This is a genomic window from Devosia sp. Root436, assembly GCF_001426345.1.
Classification (GTDB): domain Bacteria; phylum Pseudomonadota; class Alphaproteobacteria; order Rhizobiales; family Devosiaceae; genus Devosia.
Genome location: NZ_LMEM01000010.1, coordinates 85,523 through 106,093, shown reverse-complemented (window position 1 = coordinate 106,093; position 20,571 = coordinate 85,523). Strand labels below are relative to the sequence as shown.

Genomic DNA, 20,571 nt, shown 5'->3' with positions numbered 1-20,571 from the left:
GAGGGGGCGCTGAGCCATCCGCAAGCATTGAAGCATGGGATGGCGCAGGACCCCTCACCCGGTTTTTCGCTGAACGCGAAAAACCACCCTCTCCCGCAAGGGGAGAGGGGTGATCCGGTGGGAGCCTGAATATGCGCCACCTCTCCCGCATCCGCCTCACCGCTTTCCGCAACTACACCGCGGCGGCGCTTGATCTCGATTCCCGGCACGTCGTGCTCACCGGGCCCAATGGATCGGGCAAGACCAACCTGCTCGAAGCCATCTCCGTGCTGTCGCCCGGCCGCGGCCTGCGCGGGGCGAGCTTCGAGACGCTGCAGGCGCATGGCTCCGATATCGGCTGGGCCGTGGCGGCGACGGTCGAGACCGATGATGGCCCCGCCGATATCGGCACCGGCGCTGCGCCCGATGGCGGGCGGCGGGTGCGCATCAATGGGGCCAATGCCCGCTCCATCGAGGCGATGAGCGATTATCTCCGCGTGCTGTGGCTGACGCCAGCGATGGATGGCCTGTTTTCGGGCCCGGCGGGGGACCGGCGGCGCTTTCTCGACCGGCTGGTGACCACGCTGATCCCCAGTCATTCGGCATCGGTCGGCGATTATGAAAAGGCCATGCGGCAGCGCAACCGGCTATTGGAAGACAATGGCGATGCGACCTGGCTCGATGCCATCGAAAGCCAGATGGCCGAACTGGGCGCGTCGATCCACCTGGCGCGCATGGACAGCCTCACCCATCTGCAGGCACTCATCGAGCAGAGCCTCGACGACGAGAGCTTTCCGGCGGCTCATCTGGCGCTGACGCCGCTGTTCGAGGACGGGGCGGAACCGGCCTCCTCGGCGGCCCTCGAAACCGCGCTGGTCGCCCGCTGGCGGGGCACGCGCGGGGTTGATCGCGCCGCCGGACGCACCATATCAGGACCACACAGAGTGGATCTCGACGTGACCTATGCCCAGAAGGCCATGCCGGCCGCTTTGGGCTCGACCGGCGAACAGAAAGCGCTGCTCATCGGGCTGATCCTGGCGCATGCAAGGCTGGTGAAGCTCAGGACATCCATCACGCCCTTCCTGCTGCTCGACGAAATAGCCGCCCATCTCGATCCCGACCGCCGCAGGGCGCTGTTTTCGGCGCTGGATGGGCTGGGGACGCAGTGTTTTCTCACCGGCACGGATCGCCTGCTGTTCGAGGCCTTGGGCAGCCGCGCGCAGATGGTGACGGTGCGTGACGGGCGCGTGTCGAAGGGGTGAACGAGCCCCGTTTTTATTCTTCTCCCCGATGGGGAGGAGAATAGGGCCGTGGCGGCCTCTTTCATCCCCCGCAAACGCCCTTCAAACGGCCATTTTGCTTGGGGATATACCCCTGTTCCGCTAGAACGAAACCAACTCGAAAACGACTGATTCGGACCCCATGACCGATAGCGAAAATCCCGTCCCGAACGAATATAGCGCCGACAGCATCAAGGTGCTCAAGGGCCTCGATGCGGTGCGCAAGCGCCCCGGCATGTATATCGGCGATACGGATGACGGTTCGGGCCTGCATCACATGGTCTACGAGGTGGTGGACAATGCCATCGACGAGGCGCTGGCGGGCCATGCGGACCTGGTGACGGTGACGCTCAATGCCGATGGCTCGGTCACCGTGACCGATAACGGCCGCGGCATTCCCACCGGCATCCACAAGGAAGAGGGCGTTTCCGCCGCCGAGGTCATCATGACCCAGCTGCATGCCGGCGGTAAGTTCGACCAGAATTCCTATAAGGTTTCCGGGGGCCTGCATGGCGTGGGCGTTTCCGTCGTCAACGCGCTTTCGGTCTGGCTGAAGCTCAAGATTCGCAGCGGCGGCGAAATCCACGAGATGAGCTTCACCCATGGCGAGGCCGATGCGCCGCTCAGGGTTACCGGCACTTATGAAGGCCGCAACGGCACCGAGGTCAGCTTCATGCCCTCGACCGAGACCTTCACCATGGTCGAGTTCGATTTCAAGACGCTGGAGCATCGCCTGCGCGAGCTCGCCTTCCTCAATTCCGGCGTCCATATCCTCCTGGCCGACCGCCGCCACACCGAGCCGGTCGATATCGACCTGTTCTACGAGGGGGGGCTCGAAGCCTTCGTCAATTATCTCGACAAGTCCAAGGCCCCGGTGGTGGACCGGCCGATCACCATGATATCGGAGAAGGACGGCATCACCGTCGAAGTGGCCCTGCAGTGGAACGACAGCTACCACGAGAATGTGCTGTGCTTCACCAATAACATCCCGCAGCGTGATGGCGGCACCCATCTGGCCGGCCTGCGCGGCGCGCTGACGCGCCAGGTGATCGGCTATGCCGAAAGCTCGGGGATTTCCAAGAAGGAAAAGGTGACGCTGACCGGTGACGACACGCGCGAAGGGCTGACCTGCGTGCTCTCGGTCAAGGTTCCGGACCCAAAATTCAGTTCGCAGACCAAGGACAAGCTGGTCTCCTCCGAAGTGCGGCCGGTGGTCGAGAATATCGTCAACGACAAGCTCGGCCAGTGGTTCGAGGAGCACCCGACCGAGGCGCGGATTATCGTCGGCAAGGTGGCCGAGGCCGCCGCGGCGCGCGAAGCTGCCCGCAAGGCGCGCGAGCTGACCCGCCGCAAGGGCGCGCTCGAAATCTCCTCCCTGCCCGGCAAGCTCGCCGACTGCCAGGAGCGCGACCCGGCCAAGTCCGAGATTTTCATCGTCGAAGGCGACTCCGCCGGTGGCTCGGCCAAGCAGGGGCGCGACCGCTCCAACCAGGCGGTGTTGCCCTTGCGCGGCAAGATCCTCAACGTCGAGCGCGCGCGCTTCGACCGCATGATCTCGTCCGACCAGGTCGGCACGCTGATCACCGCGCTCGGCACCGGCATCGGCCGCGAGGAGTTCAACGCCGACAAGCTGCGCTACCACAAGATCATCATCATGACCGACGCCGACGTGGACGGCGCCCATATCCGCACCTTGCTGCTGACCTTCTTTTATCGGCAGACGCCCGAGCTGATCGAGCGCGGCCATATCTACATCGCCCAGCCGCCGCTCTACAAAGCCATGCGCGGCAAGTCCGAGCAGTATCTCAAGGACGAGGATGCGCTGGCCGACTATCTGATCGCGGCGGGCCTGGAAGACGCGGTCTTCACCACGCGCGACGGCCACCAGCATGCCGGCCCGGACCTGCAGGCCATCGTGCAGCAATCCCGCTCCATCGTTGCCGCCATCGAAAACCTCAACACGCGCTACAACAGGAATCTGGTCGAGCAGGCTGCCATTGTCGGCGGTCTCGATCCCGAGGGCATGACCGATGCCGACAAGATGGCAGACGTGCTCAAGCGTGTCGGCAATCGCCTCGATCGCATTTCCGACGAGTGGGAGCAGGGCTGGACCGGCGAGATCACCGACGGCGATGAACTGGCCTTCTCGCGCACCGTGCGCGGCGTGGCCGAGCGGCACCTGCTCGACAAGCCGCTGCTGCAGAGCGCCGATGCCCGCAAGCTGCGCCAGCTGGCCGAGCGGCTCGACGAGATTTATGGCGGCGTCCCGACGCTGACCCGCAAGGGCGAGACCATCAATATCTATGGCCCGTCGAGCCTGTTCAAGGCGGTGACCGATGCCGGCCGCAAGGGTGTCAGCCTGCAGCGCTACAAGGGCCTGGGCGAAATGAACGCCTCCCAGCTCTGGGAAACCACGCTCGACCCCAATGCGCGCACCCTGCTCAAGGTCGAAATCGACCAGACCGACGAAGCCGACCAGATCTTCACCGCCCTGATGGGCGACCTGGTGGAACCAAGGCGGGAGTTCATCCAGGACAACGCCCTGAGCGTGAGCAACCTGGACGTTTGAGGACCATGCCTTTGCATTCGCGGATTGGCCGGGCGAGCGGCCTGGGCCGCGCACGCTGGAGACCCTGCGACAGGATGAAGATTTTCAGGCCACCGCCGGCGCGGTAGCGGGTGATCCGGCCTTCGGCGGAATATTACCACGCCGCCGAATAGAAAAAGCCCGGCGAACCGCCGGGCTTTGTTTTGTCGGCAGAACCTACCAGCGCTGGCGGCCATACCAGTCGTCGATGTCCTTGCGAACCTCGTCCTTGGCCTTGCCGTAGCGCTCCTGAATCTTGCCCTCGAGCTGTTCGCGGTTGCCGTTGATCTGGGCGATATCGTCGTCGGTGAGCTTGCCCCATTGTTCCTTCACCTTGCCCGAAATCTGCTTCCAGCTACCTTCAACGCGGTTCCAGTCCATCGTGAATCTCCTTATCAAAGTGTGTTATCTCAACGGTTTAGAGCCGCCAGCGTTCCACGGTGATTGAGACGGCCGGCGTCTGGGTGTTCATGCGCTTGAACAATGCGTTGCGCAGAACCGGCTTGGTTTGACTGCCAAGTCGGCTTAGCTAGGCTTGGTCATTACGGCATTGTCCCCGCGAGGCATCTCCCATGAAAAAGATCGGCTTTCTTTCCTTCGGGCATTGGTCGCCCTCGCCGCAGTCGCAGACGCGCTCGGCCAGCGATGCGCTGCTGCAATCGATCGACCTGGCCGTGGCGGCCGAGGAGCTGGGGGCCGACGGCGCCTATTTCCGCGTGCATCATTTCGCCCGCCAACTCGCGTCGCCCTTTCCGCTGCTGGCGGCCATCGGCGCCAGGACCCGCAAGATCGAGATCGGCACCGCCGTCATCGACATGCGTTACGAAAATCCGCTCTACATGGCCGAGGATGCCGGCGCGGCCGACCTGATTGCCGGCGGCAGGCTGCAACTGGGCATCAGCCGCGGTTCGCCCGAGCAGGTGATTGATGGCTATCGCTATTTCGGCTACGCCCCAGCCGAGGGCAAGACCGATGCCGACATGGCGCGCGAACAGACCGAAGTGCTGCTCGAAGTGCTCAAGGGCCACGGCTTCGCCCAGCCCAATCCGCGGCCGATGTTCCCCAACCCGCCGGGCATGCTCAGGCTCGAACCCCATTCGGAAGGCCTGCGCGAGCGCATCTGGTGGGGCGCGGCAACCGACGCCACCGCCGTCTGGGCGGCAAAGCTCGGCATGCACCTGCAAAGCTCGACACTCAAATTCGACGAGAGCGGCAAGCCGTTCCATATCCAGCAGGCCGAGCAGATCCGGGCGTATAAGTCGGCCTGGAAGGAGGCCGGGCATGCGCGCGAGGCCCGCGTTTCGGTCAGCCGCTCGATCTTCGCGCTGGTCAACGACATGGACCGCGCCTATTTCGGCGGCGGCGGGCGCGAGGAGGACAGCTTCGGATATATCGAGCCGGAAAAGCGCGCCGTGTTCGGCCGCGGCTATGCCGCCGAGCCGGAACAGCTGATCAGGGAACTGGCGGCCGACGAGGCCATTGCCGAAGCCGATACGCTGCTGCTGACCGTGCCGAACCAGCTGGGCGTGGACTACAACGCCCATGTCATCGAGAGCATTCTCAAGCTGGTGGCGCCGGAACTGGGCTGGCGTTAGGGCAGGGCATAGCCCGAGCCGGTGCAGCCATTGGCCTGCCAATAGGCGTCGACCGGGGTAAACCGACCCATCGCAGCCTGCTCCACCCTGGCGGCGAAGGCCATGGCCTGGCATTCGTCGGGCCCGGCGACGGCGTGAACCATTTCATGCAGCAGGGTCAGCGTCCGCAGGTCATCGGCGCCATCGGAGAAGAATTGCGGGCAGAGCACCAGGCGCACCGTGCCATTCTCCGGCGGGATGCGCATGAAGGCGGCAAAGCGCGCGCAGGAACCCGTCCGCGTCTCGCGGATGGCAATGTCGACCTTGACCGCCCCGCCCCAATGGGCGGAAGCGAAGCGCTGCAAGGTCAGCGCATCGCGATAGGCAGCGACATCGACGCCCATTTCGCTCGGACCCAGATGCGGCCTGGCCGCCTCGAACGTGGCGATGGCCGCGTCGAGCGCCCGATCGAGCATGGCCTACTCCTGCGCCAGGGCAGGGCTGGCGAGGAGCGCGAAAAGGAGCGGGAGGAGACGTCGGAACATGGCGGGCTTTCGGGTTGGTGCGGGCACATAGCCCGTCCGTGGCACGGGAACAATGCTGTGACACCCCCGCAACACCGCGGCAAAGCCGCAAAATCCCACATAAACCGGCCACAATTGACCAACAGAAGAATTGCGTGATCGCGTGGGAAAGCGCAGCGGCAGGGATGCTGCTGCCCAACAGACAATCCCATGAGCCGGTCGGACCGCTCTTAACCGCTTGCTAACCTCTTGTTTCCCATCTGGCGCGAACAGGGTAGAAGCAGGTCAAAGGCACCAGTTTCAGGGTCCCGCTTGATGGATTTTCGCATTTCCGCCGATGACCGCGTTGGCAACCAGAAGGCCGGAGGCAGCAAGCCCCAGCCCAAAGCGCGCGGCGGCAAGGGAGGCGATAGTGGTCGCGTGGAGCCCACTCTGGGTCAGTCCATGCCATTTTCCGTAGCCGATGAACGTCCCGCAGGCGGCAATGGCGGCGGCAAACCGCCCAAGCCCCCCAGGCAACCGCGCCGCGGCAAGGCCCAGCCGGCGGCCAAAAAGAAGCGCTCGCGCACCGGCGGCTTCCTCATGGGCCTCTTGTGGTGGGGGTTCGTCGCGTGCCTGTGGGGCGGTATCGCCGCCATCGGCATCGTGGTCTATTACGGGGCGCAGCTGCCCTCGTCCGACACCTGGGCCATTCCCGAGCGGCCGCCCAATATCCGCATTCTCGCCGCCGATGGCAGCCTGATCTCCAATCGCGGCCAGACCGGCGGCGAGGCGGTGACCTATCGCGAATTGCCCTATTATGTGCCCGCGGCCATCATTGCCAGCGAAGACCGCCGCTATATGAGCCATTTCGGCGTCGACCCGCTGGGCCTGGTTTCGGTGGCCATCGAAATGGTGCAGGCGCGCGGCGTGACCCGCGGCGCCTCCACCATTACCCAGCAGGTGGCCAAGAACCTGTTCCTTACCCCGGACCAGACCCTGGGCCGCAAGGTGCAGGAAGCCATCCTGGCGGTGTGGCTGGAGCAGAACTACACCAAGGAAGAAATCCTCGAACTCTATATGAACCGCGTCTATTTCGGCGCCGGGGCCACCGGCATCGAGGCGGCGGCGCAGACCTATTTCGGCGTTTCGGCGCGCAACCTGTCGCTGGGCCAGGCCGCCATGCTGGCCGGCATCCTGCCGGCGCCATCGGCCTATAATCCCAAGTCCTATCCGGAACGCGCCATCGAGCGGCAGCGCCTGTCGCTCAACGCCATGGCGCGCGACGGCTATATCACGCCCGAAGAGGCCGAGGCGGCCCAGATCGACCCCAACCAGACGGTGCGGACCCGCGTGGCAGGCTCGGAATCCTATGTCGCCGACTGGGTCGAAAGCCTGATGACCGCCTATATCGGCGAGATCGAAAGCGACGTGGTGGTGCAGACCACCATCGACTGGAAGATGCAGAAGGACGCCGAGTTCATCGTCAAGGAACTGGTGGCCTCCGAAGGCCCCAAGCGCGGCTTCAGCCAGGGTGCCCTGGTGGCCATGGACGTCGATGGCACGGTGCGCGCCATGGTGGGCGGCGTCGATTACCAGACCAGCCAGTATAACCGCGCCGTCACCGCCAAGCGCCAGCCCGGCTCGACCTTCAAGCCCTTCGTCTACATGGCCGCCATGGAAAAGGGCTATACGCCCGAGACCTTGGCCGAGGATGCCCAGTTCGATTATAACGGCTGGAGCCCGCGCAATGCCTCGGGCAAATATGCCGGCACGGTGACTTTGCGGCAGGGGCTGGCCTATTCGCTCAATACCATTGCGGCGCGCCTTGCCATCGACGTCACCCCGCAGGCGGTGATCGACGTGGCTACCCGCATGGGCATTTCCTCGCCGCTGACGCCGGTGCCGTCTATCGCCCTGGGTACCCAGGAAGTGAACCTGCTCGAGCTGACCAGCGCTTACGCGCCCTTCGCCAATGGCGGCATGGGGGTGATCCCCAATGTCATCACCTCGATCACCGCCAAGGATGGCGAAGTGCTCTACCAGGCCTCCGATGCCGGCCCCGGCCGCGTCGTCGCGCCCAATATCCTGGCCGAGATGAACGACATGCTGGAAACCGCCGTCGAGGTGGGAACCGGCAGGAGCGCCAATGTGGGCGGTTGGGAATTTGGCGGCAAGACCGGCACCAGCCAGAATGCCCGCGACGCGCTGTTTATCGGCTATACCTCGGCCATGGTGACCGGGGTGTGGCTGGGCAATGACGACGACACCAAGACGACCCTGTCGGGCGGCAATGTGCCGGCGGCGATCTGGTCGCAATTCATGACCAAGGCCCATGCCGGCAAGTCCATCGCCCCAATTCCGGGCGGCAGCTATGATGGCCAGCTGGTCGCCCAGCAGGTGATCGACCCGGCCACCGGGCAGGTGGCGATCGACCCGGCGACGGGCCAGCCCATGACCCAATATGTCAATGCCGGCACCGGCCAGCCGGTACAGACCACCACCGACCCCACCACCGGGCAGCTGATGCAGCTCGATCCGGCGACGGGCCAATATGTGCCGGCCGCGGCCGCGCAGGCCGCCAACCAGCCCATCCAGACCGGGCAGATGGTCGATCCGGCGACCGGCATGGTGGTGGGGGCCCAGATCGACCCGGCCACGGGCATGCCCGTCAACAATACCGGCGGCATGCTGGTGGATGCCAATGGCACCCAGATCGATCCGGCGACCGGCATGCCGGTGGGCCAGGTGGTCGGCGCGCCGGCCCAGGCCATCGATCCGGTCACCGGCTATCCCTTGCAGCAGCAGACCAATGGCATTGCCCAGGCGCCGATCGATCCCGAAACCGGCCAGCCCATGGTGCTGGTGGTCGATCCTGCCACCGGCCAGCAAGTCTGGGTGCCGGGCGCCCCGGCCCAGATGCAGCCCCCGGCCGGTGTCGGCCAGCCGGTCTACCAGGAGCCGCAGCGCCAGCGCACGCTGATGGACCTGATCTTCGGCAGCGGCGAGAATTAGGCTTTCTTGCCTCTCCTTGGCCCTTGTTCTTCTCCCCGTCGGGGAGAAGGTGGCGCCCCCGTGTCGCTTCGCGCACGAGGACAGGCTCCGCGCCGGATGAGGGGGCTGGCCAAGCCGTCTGGATAGGCCGATCCTCGCTCACCGACCCGGCTGCGCCGGGCCACCTCTCCCCGACGGGGAGAGGAATAGGAAGAGCTCATCCCCTATAGACCATCAGCTGCCGCCCATGCGCCTTGAGCCAGGCGCGCCCTTTTTCCATGTCGGGCAGGGTGCGCTTGACCGTGGCCCAGAAGGCGGCGGAGTGGTTCATCTCGACCAGATGCGCCACTTCGTGGGCGGCGACATAGTCGAGCACGAAGGGCGGCGCCAGCACCAGGCGCCAGTTGTAGTTGATATTGCCCGATGACGAGCAGGAGCCCCAGCGGCTCGACTGGCTGCGCATGCGCACGCTCTTGACGGTGACACCCAGCCGGGCCGCGTGAATGGCGGTGCGGGCGGCGAGATCGGCCTGCGCCTGCTCCTTGAGCCAGTCGGTCAGCCGCCGGGCCTGATGCGCGATATCGCCGGGCACCAGTACCACGGTTTCCCCGTCCATCTCGGCCACCTCCACCCGCCCGCGGACGCGGCCCGTGCCGACGATGCGGTGGTCCACGCCGCGCAACGGCACGGTGCCGCCATCGGCAAAGCTGGTGGCTTCGGGCGCGCGGCGGATGCGGGCGGCCAGCCAGTTGCGGTGGCGGGCGAGGAAGGCCTCGGCCTCGACCCATTTGCCATGCGGCGGCAGGGTCAGCAGCGGCCCCCCGCTATGGGGAATGGACAGCCGATAGCTGCGCGCCCGCGCATTGACGCGCACGGTGACCGTGACCGGCGCGCCATCGATCTCGATGGTGGTGCTGGCGGGGATTTTGGCTTTGGCGCGGAAGAAAAGGTTCATCTGGGCTCGGGGAATCGCGGGGGGATGATAGCGGGAATTTGCGTCGGTGACTCCCCCGGGCACCGGATCCCCCTCGCCCCTTGTGGGAGAGGGTGCCCGAAGGGCGGATGAGGGGTCTCTTCCTTGGCGTCTGGCGTACCTGAACGCAGCACCCCTCACCCTGACCTTCCGCTGAACGCGCGTCAGGTCGTCCCTCTCCCTCAAGGGGAGAGGGGAAGAGTAAACAAAAATGGCGCCCCGTTGGGGCGCCAGTTCAGTCGTCGGGAAACGACCGGCTTCAGGAGGGATGGGTCAGGCTCAGGTATTGTTGCCCCAGCCATTGTTGTTCTGGTCGCCGTTATTCTGCTCCGGCTTGGGCTGGTCATAGCCCTGGCGCGAGCCGCGGCGTTCGTTCATGAAGCGATCGAACTCTTCGCGATCCTTGGCCTTGTTGAGGTTGGCCATGTATTCGTGGAAGGCGTCGATCTCGGCGTCGAGGCGGGCGCGTTCTTCTTCGAGGCGCTTGAGCTGTTCGGCGCGATAGTCGTCAAAGGCTGCATTGCCGCTCGAATTCATGCCGTAGCTCCGGTGGTTGTGCCAGCCGTGGTGACGGTGGCGGTTGGGGGCGCACCAGTCGCGGCCCTTGTTCCAGTAGGCCTGGGCCTTCTCGGACGAGCCGCCGAACTTTTCACCCCAGAGGATGTAGCCCAGGACGGCCAGGCCGATCGGCCAGAACAGGATAAAGCCCATAACCATGAGGGCGATGGTCAGCGGGGACCATTGAGGTTTGATGATTGCTGTGGTCATTTCGGTTTCATTCTCCCAGTCACGATGACCCTTACGTGGCCCGTGCCGGAGCGGGATCAATGCTGTGCCCATGGGTTTTTGGGCCTTGAAATGAAGTTTTTGCCTCACTATGGGGCGACCGGTTTTTGCCCCGGAAGGGCCGCGATATGACCATGACCCAGGCCGATGGCCTGCCTTTACCCTCGACCTGGCGGCCCCTGCGCCTGCAAACCCTGGTGCTTTTGCGCTGGCTGGCGGTGGGTGGCCAGGCCATCGGCGTGCTGTTCGTGGCCTTCGGGCTCGGCTTCCCGCTGCCGCTGCTCGAATGTTTCGTGCTGATCGGGCTCTCGGCCGCGGTCAATCTGTGGCTGGTGTTGAAGCTGGGCGTATCGCACCGGCCCAGTTCGCTCTCGGCCGCCAGCCAGGTGGCATTCGACCTCTGCCAGCTCGGCGGCCTGCTGGCGCTGACCGGCGGGTTGCAGAATCCGTTCTCGCTGCTGCTGCTGGCCCCGGTTTCGGTATCGGCGACGACGCTGCCGCAGCGGGCGACATTCCTCATCGCACTGCTGGCGGCGGTGATCGCCTCCCTCCTGTCGGTCTGGCACCTGCCTTTGCCCTGGAGCCCCGGCGAGCGCATCGTCTTCAACCGCATCTATGTCATCGGCATCTGGGTTTCCATCGTCTGCGGCGTGGTATTCATCTCGGCCTATACCAACCGCGTGGCTCACGACGCCCGCCAGATCGCCGACGCCCTGGCCGCGACCGAACTGGCGCTGTCGCGCAAGGAGCAGCTGTCGGCGCTGGATGGCATGGCGGCGGCCGCGGCCCATGAACTGGGCACGCCGCTTTCCACCATTGCCCTGGCCGCCAAGGAAATGCGGGCCGAGGCCGAGCCGGGCAGCGATCTGGCCGATGACGTGGAGCTGATCATCGCGCAGGCGGCACGCTGCCGGGCGATCCTGGCCAAGCTCAGGAACCTGGGCAGCGATGGCGGTGACCCCTTTGCCGCCGTGCCGCTGACCGACCTGCTGGCCGAAGTGGCGCGGCCCCATGAAGGGCGCGGCAAGGCGATATTGTTCTATTACGAACAGGCGGCCGGGCCGGCCCCGGTGTTCCAGCGCAGCGTCGGCCTGCTCTATGGGCTGGGCAATCTCATCGAGAATGCCGCCGACTTCGCCCGCAGTTCGGTGCGGGTAGAGGCGGCATGGGACCGCGACGCGGTCTCGGTCTCGATCACCGACGACGGGCCGGGCTTCGCGCCCGAGCTGATCGCCCGGCTGGGCGAGCCCTATCTCACCAGCCGCCCGCGCGACCCGCAGGGCCCCGACGCCAACAAGCCCGGCGGGCTGGGACTGGGCGTCTTCATCGCCAAGACGCTGCTGGAACGCACCGGCGGCCGGCTGGCCTTCGAAAATATCGCGGCCGAGGGTCACGCAAGGGTTCGGATTGTTTGGCCAAGGAGTGCGGTGGAGGCGCAGGGATAGCGGATACCCCAGCCATATTTTGACCTTTTGTCGCCAACCCCCTAAATGACAGTCATGAGCACGATCGAAGATCTCCTGGCCAGTGACCCCAGCCTGCTGCTTGTCGATGACGACGCGGCTTTCCTTTCGCGCCTTGAGCGCGCCATGGCGCGGCGGGGCTTCGATGTCCGCATTGCCGGCACGGTGGCCGACGGCCTCGCGGCGGTGGCGGAAAAGCCGCCGGCCTATGCCGTGGTCGACCTGCGGCTCGAGGATGGCAACGGCCTCGACGTGGTGTCGGCCCTCCACACCAGGCGCCCCGATGCGCGCGCCGTGGTGCTGACCGGCTATGGCAATATCGCGACGGCGGTGACGGCGGTGAAGCTGGGCGCGGTGGACTATCTTTCCAAGCCCGCCGATGCCGACGACGTCATCAACGCCCTGCTCGCCACCGGCGAGGACAAGCCCGAGCCGCCGGAAAACCCGATGTCTGCCGACCGGGTGCGCTGGGAACATATCCAGCGCGTCTATGAGCTGTGCGACCGCAACGTGTCCGAGACGGCGCGGCGGCTCAACATGCACCGGCGCACGCTGCAGCGCATCCTGGCCAAGCGCGCCCCGCGCTGACGCGACTTCCCATGTCTGCGACCCTCTCAGGGGCGAGGTGATATCCCGCCTCGACATTGCCGAGCGGGTCGGCTTAGTCTCCGGCCGTCCCTGCATAAACCCCGGAGCACCGCCATGACCGTCACCCTTCACTTCCACGGCGCGGCGGGCACGGTGACCGGGTCCTGCTATCGGGTGGTGCATCCGGGCGGCCAGTTTCTCGTCGATTGCGGGCTGTTCCAGGGCAACAAGTCGGTTCGCGATCTCAATCTCAAGCCGACGCCGTTCGATGCCAAGGCCATCGATTTCCTGCTACTGACCCATGCCCATATCGATCACGCGGGTCTGTTGCCAAAGCTCTATCGCGAGGGCTGGCGCGGGCCGATGTGGATGACCGAGCCGACTTCGGGGCTGCTCGAATATCTGCTGCCCGACAGCGCCGGCATCCAGGAGAGCGAGGCCGAGCGCGAAACGCGCAAGCATGCCCGGCGCGGCGACGAGCCGGCCAGGCCGCTTTACGGCATGGAGGATGCCGAGGAAGCGCTGCAGCATCGCCAGACCTGCCAGTATGGCGAGTGGATCACCCCGGCGCCGGGGGTGCGGGCGCGCTACTGGAATGCCGGCCATATCATCGGCTCGGCCTCGATCGAGGTCGAGGTCAAGGATGGCGACAAGATCATCCGCCTGATGTTTTCGGGCGATATCGGGCCGGACGAGAAGGTGTTCTACAACGAGCCCGAGGGGCCGGCGGGCTTCGACTATATCCTCAGCGAAAGCACCTATGGCGGCCGCGAGCGCGAAGACTATACGCTGGTGCAGCGCCGCGAAGCGCTCAAGGAGGAGATCAATACCGCCCTGGCGCGCGGGGGAAATCTCGTCATCCCCAGCTTTGCCGTCGAGCGCAGCCAGGAGCTGCTGCACGATATCGGCTATCTGATCAAATCGGGCGAGATCGATCCGCGGCTGGTCTTCCTCGATAGCCCGCTGGCGTCAAAGGTGACCGGCGTCTATCGCAAATATGCGAAAATGTTCGACGATGTCGAACTGGGCGCCGACGAGCTGTTCAACGATCCCCGCTTCCGCATCATCGAGGCGGTGGAGGAATCCAAGGCCATCAATTCCATCCGCGGCGGCGCCATCATCATGAGCGCCTCGGGCATGTGCGATGCCGGGCGCATCAAGCATCACCTGCGCAACAACCTGATCCGCTCCAACGCCACCGTGCTGTTCGTGGGCTACCAGGCGCCCGGCACGTTGGGGCATGTCATCCTCTCCGGCGCCAAGGAGGCTCGCATCCACGGTACGCTGGTGCCCATTCGCGCCACCATCCGCTCCATGGGCAATTACTCGGCCCATGCCGACCATTCCGAGCTGATGGCGTGGATCAAGGAGCGCCTGCCCGCCCATGGCGCCATCTTCCTGACCCATGGCGAGGACGAGGAACGCGCCGCCCTGCGCGCCGCGCTGATGACGACGGGGATTGCCGGCGACCAGATCATCCTGCCTTTGCTCGACGATTATTTCGAGCTGACGGCGGCCGGTATTGCTGCCAAGGCAAAGCCGGCGACCCAGCGCATCGACCCGTTGCAGGTCCATTCGGACTGGCACAATGCCTTCTCCGATTTCTCCATCCGCCTGAGCCAGCGGCTGCAGGACGGCACGGCCGAGGAAAAGCTGGCGGTAATGCGGGCGCTGCAGAAGCAACTCGACGCCCTTGGCGCCGCGCCCACCCCGCCGCCGGTGGCAACACCGATTACCCCGGTGGAGAGCCAGAGCTTCGACGAATAGGGGCTATGCCTTCTTCGGCGCCAGCACGCCCGCCATGGCCCAGCCGAGTGCCAAGAGCGGCAGCAGCATGCCGAAGGCGTAGCGGATGCCGAAGCCCTCGGCCACCGCGCCGATCAGCAGCGGCGCGCCCAGGCTGATGATCTGCACCACCAGCGTCATGGCGGCGACATTCTCGGCCGCCGGACGGTCGCCCAGCCCGGCCGCGCCCGACAGCATCAGCGGATAGAGCACGCAGATGCCCAGGCCGACGAGGCCGAAGCCGGCCAGTGCCATGCCGGCATTGATTGAAAACACCACGGCGCAGAGCCCGGCAAAGGCGGTGGCGCTCATGACGCGGGCAACCCGCACCGGACCGAAGCGGTCGATCTGCCGGTCGGCCAGCAGCCTGCCGATCGCCATCATGGCGAGCAGGGCCGGCAGGGCCAGCGACTCTATCCAGGCCGGAATGGCGAAGCTGTCGCGCAGGAAAATGATCGACCACGAGCGCGCTGCCCCTTCGAGCAGTTCTCCACCGAGCCCGAAGGCAACCAGCGCCAGCGTCATCAGCGTCGGCCAGGACAGGCGCCGGCGGCCGCTGCCGCCGCCATGGGCGCGTTCGGGGGCGTCGGCCATCGGCAGCACGACCACCAGCATGGCGCCCAACACCAGCGGCGCGGCGACCCCCATATGCAGAATGGACGAAATACCCAGCCCCCGGATGGGCGAACCAAGCAGGGCGGCCGCCAGAAAGCCGATGCTCCAGGCGCCGTGACAGGTATTCATCACGCGGCGCCCGCTGGCCGCCTCGATGCGGTCGGCCTCCACATTCATGGCGATATTGGTGACGGCGCTGCCAATGCCCATGATGAAGAACAGGCCGGCCATGCTCCAGAAATCGGGCGCCACGGCAATGGCGCTGGCCGCGATGGTCTGGACCGGCAGGAAGGTGAGCACGGTGCGGCGCGGGCCGAAGTGGGCGATGATATGGCTCGAAAACAGGAACATCGACAGCGCCCCGGCCGGCAGGCCCATCAGGGCCAGCCCGAGCTGGGCATCGTTGAGGCCGATGGCCAATTGTATATCGGGAATGCGGGTCTGAATCGCGCCCATGCTGAGCGCCTGCAGGACGAAGACGGCGATGATGCGCCAGCGGGCGGAAGTCACTATTGAGGTCCGGGGTCCATGAGAATGTGGATTCGGTCGGCGCCCATGCGAGCGAGCTTGAGCATCAGGGTCTTGCGCCTTGCCGGGGCCAGGGGCGTATCGGGGCTGTCGCGCAGGATGGCGCCGTCATGGCCATCGGCAACGATCAGGCCTTCGCTCTCAGGAAAGATTTCCGCGTCCAGCTCGGGCGGCTTGGCGAAGAAGAACCTGTCGGAAAATTCCCGGTATTCCGGCCATTTGCGATCGACCTGGAAATCGATCAGGCTCGACTTGATCTCGATGATCCAGATCTCGCCTTTGGGCCCCACCGCCAGCACGTCGGCCCGCCGCCCATTGGCCAAGGGTACTTCGGCATAGCAGGCCATGTCATGCCGCTCGCGCAGCATGCGCATGACCCCGCGCTGCACCCGCAGGGCCGTCGCCGACTGGCGCAGGTCGATGATTGGCGGCAGGCTCTGGGGCGGCAAGTCAGCCATGCGGCGGCACCGGTTCGGGCGGCAATCCGTGCGGCGCTTGGATCTTGCGCTTGCCCAGCGCGAAGCTCGACGCCCACAGCCCGGCCAGCAGCAGCGGCAGGCACACCAGGTAGGAATTGCGGATGCCCAGATATTCGGCGACGAAGCCGAGCAGGGGTGGCGCCAGGAAGAACACCACGAAGCTCACCTGCCCCAAAGCCGCGACATTGACCGCCGCCGGCCGGTCGGTGCGCTGTGCCGCGGCCGAAACGGCCAGCGGATAGACGGCCGAACAGCCGATACCCATCAATGCGAAACCGGCCAAAGCCACGCCGGGCAGCGGCGCATAGCCAACCATCAGCACGCCGATACTGGCCAGGCCGAGCAACACCATGGCCACGTTGCGCGGGCCGAACCGCTCGACCACCGGATCGGCCAGCAGCCGCATCACCGCCATGAAGAAGGCGAACAGCGCCAGCCCCATGCCGCCGACAAACGGCTCGGCGGAAAAGACGTCGCGCATATAGATGGCCGACCAGTCGATGCCGGCGCCTTCCACCAGAAAGGCGGCAAAGCCGATAAGGCACAGCGGCAGCAGGCCCCAATGGGGGAAGGCGATCCGGTGCGTATTCTCGGACTGGGTCCGCATCGGCGCGGGAGCCGGCACGATGCCCGCGATCAGCAACCCCCCGACCACGACGATAATGGTGGCGACCAGCCCCAGATGGGCCTCGACCGACAGGCCCGACTGGCGGATGGCGGCGCCGGCCAGGGCCGTCACGAAAAAGCCGACGCTCCAGAAGCCATGCGCCCGGTTCATGAAGCGCTTGCCGGTATGCATTTCCAGCCGGTCGATCTCGACATTGAGGTTGATCTCGAGCGCCCCGGACAAGAGGCCGGTGGCGAACAGCACGGCGAACACCGCCGGCGCCGCCCCGAGCCAGGGAATGATGGCGAAGAGCAGAGCCGGCCCGAGCACGGTGACGAAGGCGGTGGTCCGCACGCCCAGCCCTTCGATCACCGCCGCCCCGAAGGTCAGCGAGATCAGCGAGCCGATCGACATGCCGATCATGGTGAGGCCGAGCTGGCTCTCGCTGACACCAAGATGGGTCTGGATATCGGGCAGGCGCGACATCAGCGCGCCCGTGGTCAGGGCGAAGAAGAAAAAGCAGGCATAGAGCCGGTGCTGCGGGGCGATGGTCATGGGGTGACGACCTTGCTGGCGCGGCGTGGCGCCAGAACGTGGGCCGTGGCCAGGCCCAAGACGACCAGCGGGATGCCGACGCCGAAGGTCCAGCGGATGCCGAAATGCTCGGCGACATAGCCCAGCAGCGGCGGCCCGAGCAGAAAGGCGGTGAAGGAGAATTGCGCCAAAGCCGCCACGTTGATCGCCGCCGGCCGGTCGGTCTGCTGCGCCGCGGCCGACATGGCCAGCGGGAACAGCGCGCTCGAGCCCACGCCGATCATGGCAAAGCCCAGATAGGCCGACCAGGCGACCGGCGCGAAGAAGACCAGCAGCACGCCGCCGCCCATGATGGTGAGCAGCGTCCGCGCCACCGTCACCGGATTGTAGCGATCGACGAACCCATCGGCGAAGAAGCGGGCAAAGGCCTGCGAGCCGGCAACGGTGGCCACCGCAATGCCGGCCCAGAACGGAGTGGCGGCGAACATGTCGCGCATATAGATGGCCGACCAGTCGATGCCGGCGCCCTCCATCAGCATGGCCGAGAGGCACACCGCCACCAGCATCATGATGGCCAGGGTCGGCCGCGCCAGGTGCGGCGTTTCATCGGTGCTCGACCCGGTGCGGTGCGGCGCCGGCTCGAACCGGCCCAGCACGACGAGGGTGGCGACTGCTATGACCGGGATCATCAGCAACAGGTGAAGCTGCACCGAAAGGCCGGTCTGGGCGATGAAGGAGCCCACCATGCCGGCCGTGAAGAAGCCCAGGCTCCAGAAGGCATGGGCCCGGCTCATGATGCGCCGGCCGATGGCATGCTCGACGCGATCGGCCTCGATATTGATGATGATCTCGATGCAGCCGATGGTGAGACCGACCGGCAGCAGCAGGAGGAAGAACAGCAGCGGGCCCTGGGCCCACATGGCCAGGGCATAAAAGACCGACAGCAGCGGAATGGCCGTGAGCAGCACACGGCGATAACCGATGGCCTCGATGAAGCGGCCGGCAAAGGTCAGCGAGACCAGCGTGCCGACGGCCGAGCCGATCAGCGCCAGGCCAAGCTGGCCCTCGCCGACGCCCATGGCCGTCTGGATATCGGGCAGGCGCGGAAACATGCTGCCCATGCAGAACGAATAAACGAAAAACGCCCCGAACACCTTGATCTGGGGCGGCAGGTCAATGCCGAATCTCATGGCTGAAAACTCGTGAAATTATCGGCCCGAAACTATGCGAAAACCGCCCGCCGGGAAATAGCGCCGGGAAACGATTTCAGGAGATTTTTGCAACGTTGCAATTGTGTCGCAGGGCAATGCTGTCTCCTTGTGGGGTCATCGCATATGGAGGGGATCAAGACGTCACCTCTCCCCTCAGGGGAGAGGGTGCCCACGCTCAGTGGAACGCGCAATTTGCGTGAGGTCGCCCGCCCACCGGCGACCACCAGGGGGCGGGGGCGTTCTACCCCGCCGGGGCCATGTAGGAGTCGTCGCGCACCACATTGACCCCGGTCAGCAGGTTACGCACGATTTCGAGGCGCCGGAACTGGCCGCCGGCGCGGGTTTCGGCGGCGCGCCTGGGCCCGGTGACGCGGTCGCGGCGGTCGGGGCCGAAATAGCCCGGCGTTTCATAATAGACATGGCTCTGCCCCACCTGGCGGTCGATGCGCTCGGCCACGCGGCTCCGGGTGAACGGCATGGTGATGACGTCATCGAACCCCATATTGATGCAGCGCGTGATGGTCTCGATCGAGGGGCTTTCGGAGAAATAGATCAGCGGCGAAAAGCGCACGCGCCGGCTGGGACAGAAGCGGATGGCTTCGGCGACGCCGCGCAGCGCCCCGACATCGGGAACGGCGGCAAACAGGAAATAGCAGACAGGCGTGCGGACGGATTGCTGCTCGGCCTGCGCCACGCCGGCATAGGGCAGCACCGCCGAAAAACCGAGGCGGCGCGCCAGATCCATCAATGCAGCGCCCGGCCCGTCCATTGGCCCGACAATGTAAGCGGCGGCCTTCATGCCCTGCCACTCCGTCAACTTCCCGGCGCGCATGGTAAGGCCCGAGTGCTAAGGGAGGGCTAACGGATGGCGGCTTCAATGCAGCGGCATCTCGCCCCTGAACAAGGCGCCGTGCCGTTTCATCAGCGCGACGATGCGATCTCCCACCGCATGCACCGAGGGCTCGTGCCGCTCCTCGTGGTGGCTCACCAGCCACTGATCCGTTTCGAGCTCGGCAATGGGCGGGGCGACCCGCACCAGGCGCGGATCGCTGTCGCCGACAAAGCATGGAAAGACCGATAGGCCTGCGCCACCAGCCACCAGTTCGCGCACGCCCATGGCGTCATTGCCGCGCACGGCGATGCGGTCGCCATGCCGCGCCTGCATCCAGCGCGACGAATGGGTCTGCCCGCTCTCGCCGGAAACGCCGACGAAATAGCCGGCCTTGATGCCGTTGATCAGGTTGAGTCCTGAATAGATGGCATAGGCCACCGTGCCGATCAGCCGCCCGGCCAGCCATTGCTCGGTCGGCCGCTCGTTGCGGATTCCCAGATCGGCATTGCGGCGGCCGATATCGACCTTCTGCATGGCGGTGACGAATTCCAGCCCGAAGCGGTCCTCGACCGTCCAGATATCCCCGATATGGCTGGCGACGAAGGCCGATGTCCATGACCCGGCCGAAAGCCGCACCACGCGCTCGCCGACGGCCCCCTCCTTCCAGCGCCGCAGCGACAGCATGGCCGCTTCCACATCCTCGGCGCGAGCGAGGAGGTCCTCGCCCGCCTGGGTCAGGCGATAGCCGGTCTGGCTGCGATGGAACAGGGGTTCGCCCACCTGCCGCTCAAGCGCGGCGACGCGGCGGCCCAGAGTGGCCGCGCTCAGCCGCGTCGTCTCGGTGGCGGCGCTGAGCCCACCCAGCCGCGCCACATCGAGAAACAGCCGGAGATCGTCCCAACTGAAGTCCATTTTTCATTTCTGCAAAGAGTCTTGCACTCTCGACTATAGCGAAAGTGCAGCAAAATGAGCAAGGTATGTCCCAGCGGCGCCGATACGGCGCTGTTGCGCAAAGCCGATACCGCCAGGCCTGAAAATCCGAAACGCCCTCCGTTTCGGCGCTGGTTGTGCTTTGCCGTTACCGAAGGAGACGAGAGATGTTTGGACCCCTGGCCCGCAAATTCAACGACTGGCGTCTGCGCCGGATCGCCATCCGCAAGCTGCATACGCTCGATGACCGGCTGCTGGCCGATGTCGGCACGACGCGCGAGGATATCGCCTGCTTCGTCGCCAGCCCCGATTGCTGAGGAGAA

Annotated in this window: 18 protein-coding genes; 8 read left to right on the top strand and 10 right to left on the bottom strand. The window is 65.6% G+C overall.

Features of this window, described 5'->3' with window-relative positions:
* The first annotated feature begins 131 nt into the window (after nt 1-131).
* Entirely contained in the window at nt 132-1,241 is a 1,110-nt protein-coding gene (gene recF, locus ASD04_RS09320; RefSeq protein ID WP_056255684.1) for a DNA replication/repair protein RecF, read from the top strand.
* Between the two features lie 160 nt (nt 1,242-1,401).
* A complete protein-coding gene (gene gyrB, locus ASD04_RS09315; protein WP_056255682.1) occupies nt 1,402-3,828 on the top strand; it encodes a DNA topoisomerase (ATP-hydrolyzing) subunit B in 2,427 nt (808 codons plus the stop codon).
* 195 nt (nt 3,829-4,023) lie between these two features.
* On the opposite strand, the gene ASD04_RS09310 is transcribed toward gyrB, so the two are convergent.
* The gene (locus ASD04_RS09310) at nt 4,024-4,227 is read right to left on the bottom strand and encodes a CsbD family protein (RefSeq protein ID WP_056255681.1); all 204 of its coding nucleotides are present in this window, start codon (nt 4,225-4,227) and stop codon (nt 4,024-4,026) included.
* 191 nt (nt 4,228-4,418) lie between these two features.
* Between ASD04_RS09310 and ASD04_RS09305 the strand changes: the two genes are divergently transcribed.
* Nucleotides 4,419-5,441: an LLM class flavin-dependent oxidoreductase gene (locus ASD04_RS09305; RefSeq protein ID WP_056255679.1), complete on the top strand. Its 1,023-nt coding sequence runs from the start codon at nt 4,419-4,421 to the stop codon at nt 5,439-5,441.
* Here ASD04_RS09305 and ASD04_RS09300 read toward each other — a convergent pair.
* A complete protein-coding gene (locus ASD04_RS09300; protein ID WP_056255677.1) occupies nt 5,438-5,896 on the bottom strand; it encodes a hypothetical protein in 459 nt (152 codons plus the stop codon). The two genes, ASD04_RS09305 and ASD04_RS09300, sit on opposite strands and share 4 nt — an antisense overlap.
* A 363-nt stretch (nt 5,897-6,259) precedes the next feature.
* Here ASD04_RS09300 and ASD04_RS09295 point away from each other — a divergent pair, with 363 nt between their 5' ends.
* Nucleotides 6,260-8,938, top strand: a complete 2,679-nt coding sequence (locus ASD04_RS09295) for a PBP1A family penicillin-binding protein (protein WP_056255676.1) — start codon at nt 6,260-6,262, stop codon at nt 8,936-8,938.
* Nucleotides 8,939-9,134: 196 nt separating this feature from the next.
* Here the strand turns inward: ASD04_RS09295 and ASD04_RS09290 are convergent, their stop codons facing one another.
* Together ASD04_RS09290 and ASD04_RS09285 are read right to left on the bottom strand one after the other, a co-directional pair.
* Entirely contained in the window at nt 9,135-9,872 is a 738-nt protein-coding gene (locus tag ASD04_RS09290; protein ID WP_056255674.1) for a SprT family zinc-dependent metalloprotease, read from the bottom strand.
* Between the two features lie 297 nt (nt 9,873-10,169).
* Nucleotides 10,170-10,658, bottom strand: a complete 489-nt coding sequence (locus tag ASD04_RS09285; RefSeq protein ID WP_082531118.1) for a DUF2852 domain-containing protein — start codon at nt 10,656-10,658, stop codon at nt 10,170-10,172.
* A gap of 146 nt (nt 10,659-10,804) precedes the next feature.
* On the opposite strand from ASD04_RS09285, the gene ASD04_RS09280 reads away from it, so the two are divergent.
* The 3 genes from ASD04_RS09280 to ASD04_RS09270 all read left to right on the top strand — a co-directional run bounded on the left by ASD04_RS09280 (nt 10,805) and on the right by ASD04_RS09270 (nt 14,494).
* Complete coding sequence (locus ASD04_RS09280) at nt 10,805-12,121, top strand: ActS/PrrB/RegB family redox-sensitive histidine kinase (protein ID WP_244488291.1); 1,317 nt, start codon at nt 10,805-10,807, stop codon at nt 12,119-12,121.
* Nucleotides 12,122-12,166: 45 nt separating this feature from the next.
* Nucleotides 12,167-12,727, top strand: coding sequence for an ActR/PrrA/RegA family redox response regulator transcription factor (locus ASD04_RS09275; protein WP_056255671.1), 561 nt, complete (start codon nt 12,167-12,169; stop codon nt 12,725-12,727).
* Between the two features lie 114 nt (nt 12,728-12,841).
* Nucleotides 12,842-14,494 (top strand): MBL fold metallo-hydrolase, encoded by a 1,653-nt coding sequence (locus ASD04_RS09270; RefSeq protein ID WP_082531116.1) that lies wholly within the window; start codon nt 12,842-12,844, stop codon nt 14,492-14,494.
* A gap of 3 nt (nt 14,495-14,497) precedes the next feature.
* On the opposite strand, the gene ASD04_RS09265 is transcribed toward ASD04_RS09270, so the two are convergent.
* The 6 genes from ASD04_RS09265 to ASD04_RS09240 all read right to left on the bottom strand — a co-directional run bounded on the left by ASD04_RS09265 (nt 14,498) and on the right by ASD04_RS09240 (nt 20,230).
* Nucleotides 14,498-15,637: an MFS transporter gene (locus ASD04_RS09265; protein ID WP_056255669.1), complete on the bottom strand. Its 1,140-nt coding sequence runs from the start codon at nt 15,635-15,637 to the stop codon at nt 14,498-14,500.
* Entirely contained in the window at nt 15,637-16,113 is a 477-nt protein-coding gene (locus ASD04_RS09260) for an MmcB family DNA repair protein (RefSeq protein WP_056255665.1), read from the bottom strand. The genes ASD04_RS09265 and ASD04_RS09260 overlap by 1 nt, the downstream gene beginning before the upstream one ends.
* Nucleotides 16,106-17,296 carry an MFS transporter gene (locus tag ASD04_RS09255; protein ID WP_056255664.1) on the bottom strand — a complete coding sequence of 397 codons (1,191 nt, stop codon included), beginning with the start codon at nt 17,294-17,296 and terminating at the stop codon, nt 16,106-16,108. The genes ASD04_RS09260 and ASD04_RS09255 overlap by 8 nt, the downstream gene beginning before the upstream one ends.
* A complete protein-coding gene (locus ASD04_RS09250) occupies nt 17,293-18,465 on the bottom strand; it encodes an MFS transporter (RefSeq protein ID WP_056255662.1) in 1,173 nt (390 codons plus the stop codon). Before ASD04_RS09250 ends, ASD04_RS09255 begins: the two co-directional genes overlap by 4 nt.
* 262 nt (nt 18,466-18,727) lie before the next feature.
* Nucleotides 18,728-19,285: a hypothetical protein gene (locus tag ASD04_RS09245; protein ID WP_056255659.1), complete on the bottom strand. Its 558-nt coding sequence runs from the start codon at nt 19,283-19,285 to the stop codon at nt 18,728-18,730.
* Nucleotides 19,286-19,360: 75 nt separating this feature from the next.
* A complete protein-coding gene (locus ASD04_RS09240; RefSeq protein ID WP_056255657.1) occupies nt 19,361-20,230 on the bottom strand; it encodes a LysR family transcriptional regulator in 870 nt (289 codons plus the stop codon).
* A gap of 185 nt (nt 20,231-20,415) precedes the next feature.
* On the opposite strand from ASD04_RS09240, the gene ASD04_RS19145 reads away from it, so the two are divergent.
* Entirely contained in the window at nt 20,416-20,565 is a 150-nt protein-coding gene (locus tag ASD04_RS19145) for a DUF1127 domain-containing protein (RefSeq protein ID WP_082531115.1), read from the top strand.
* Nucleotides 20,566-20,571 lie beyond the last annotated feature (6 nt).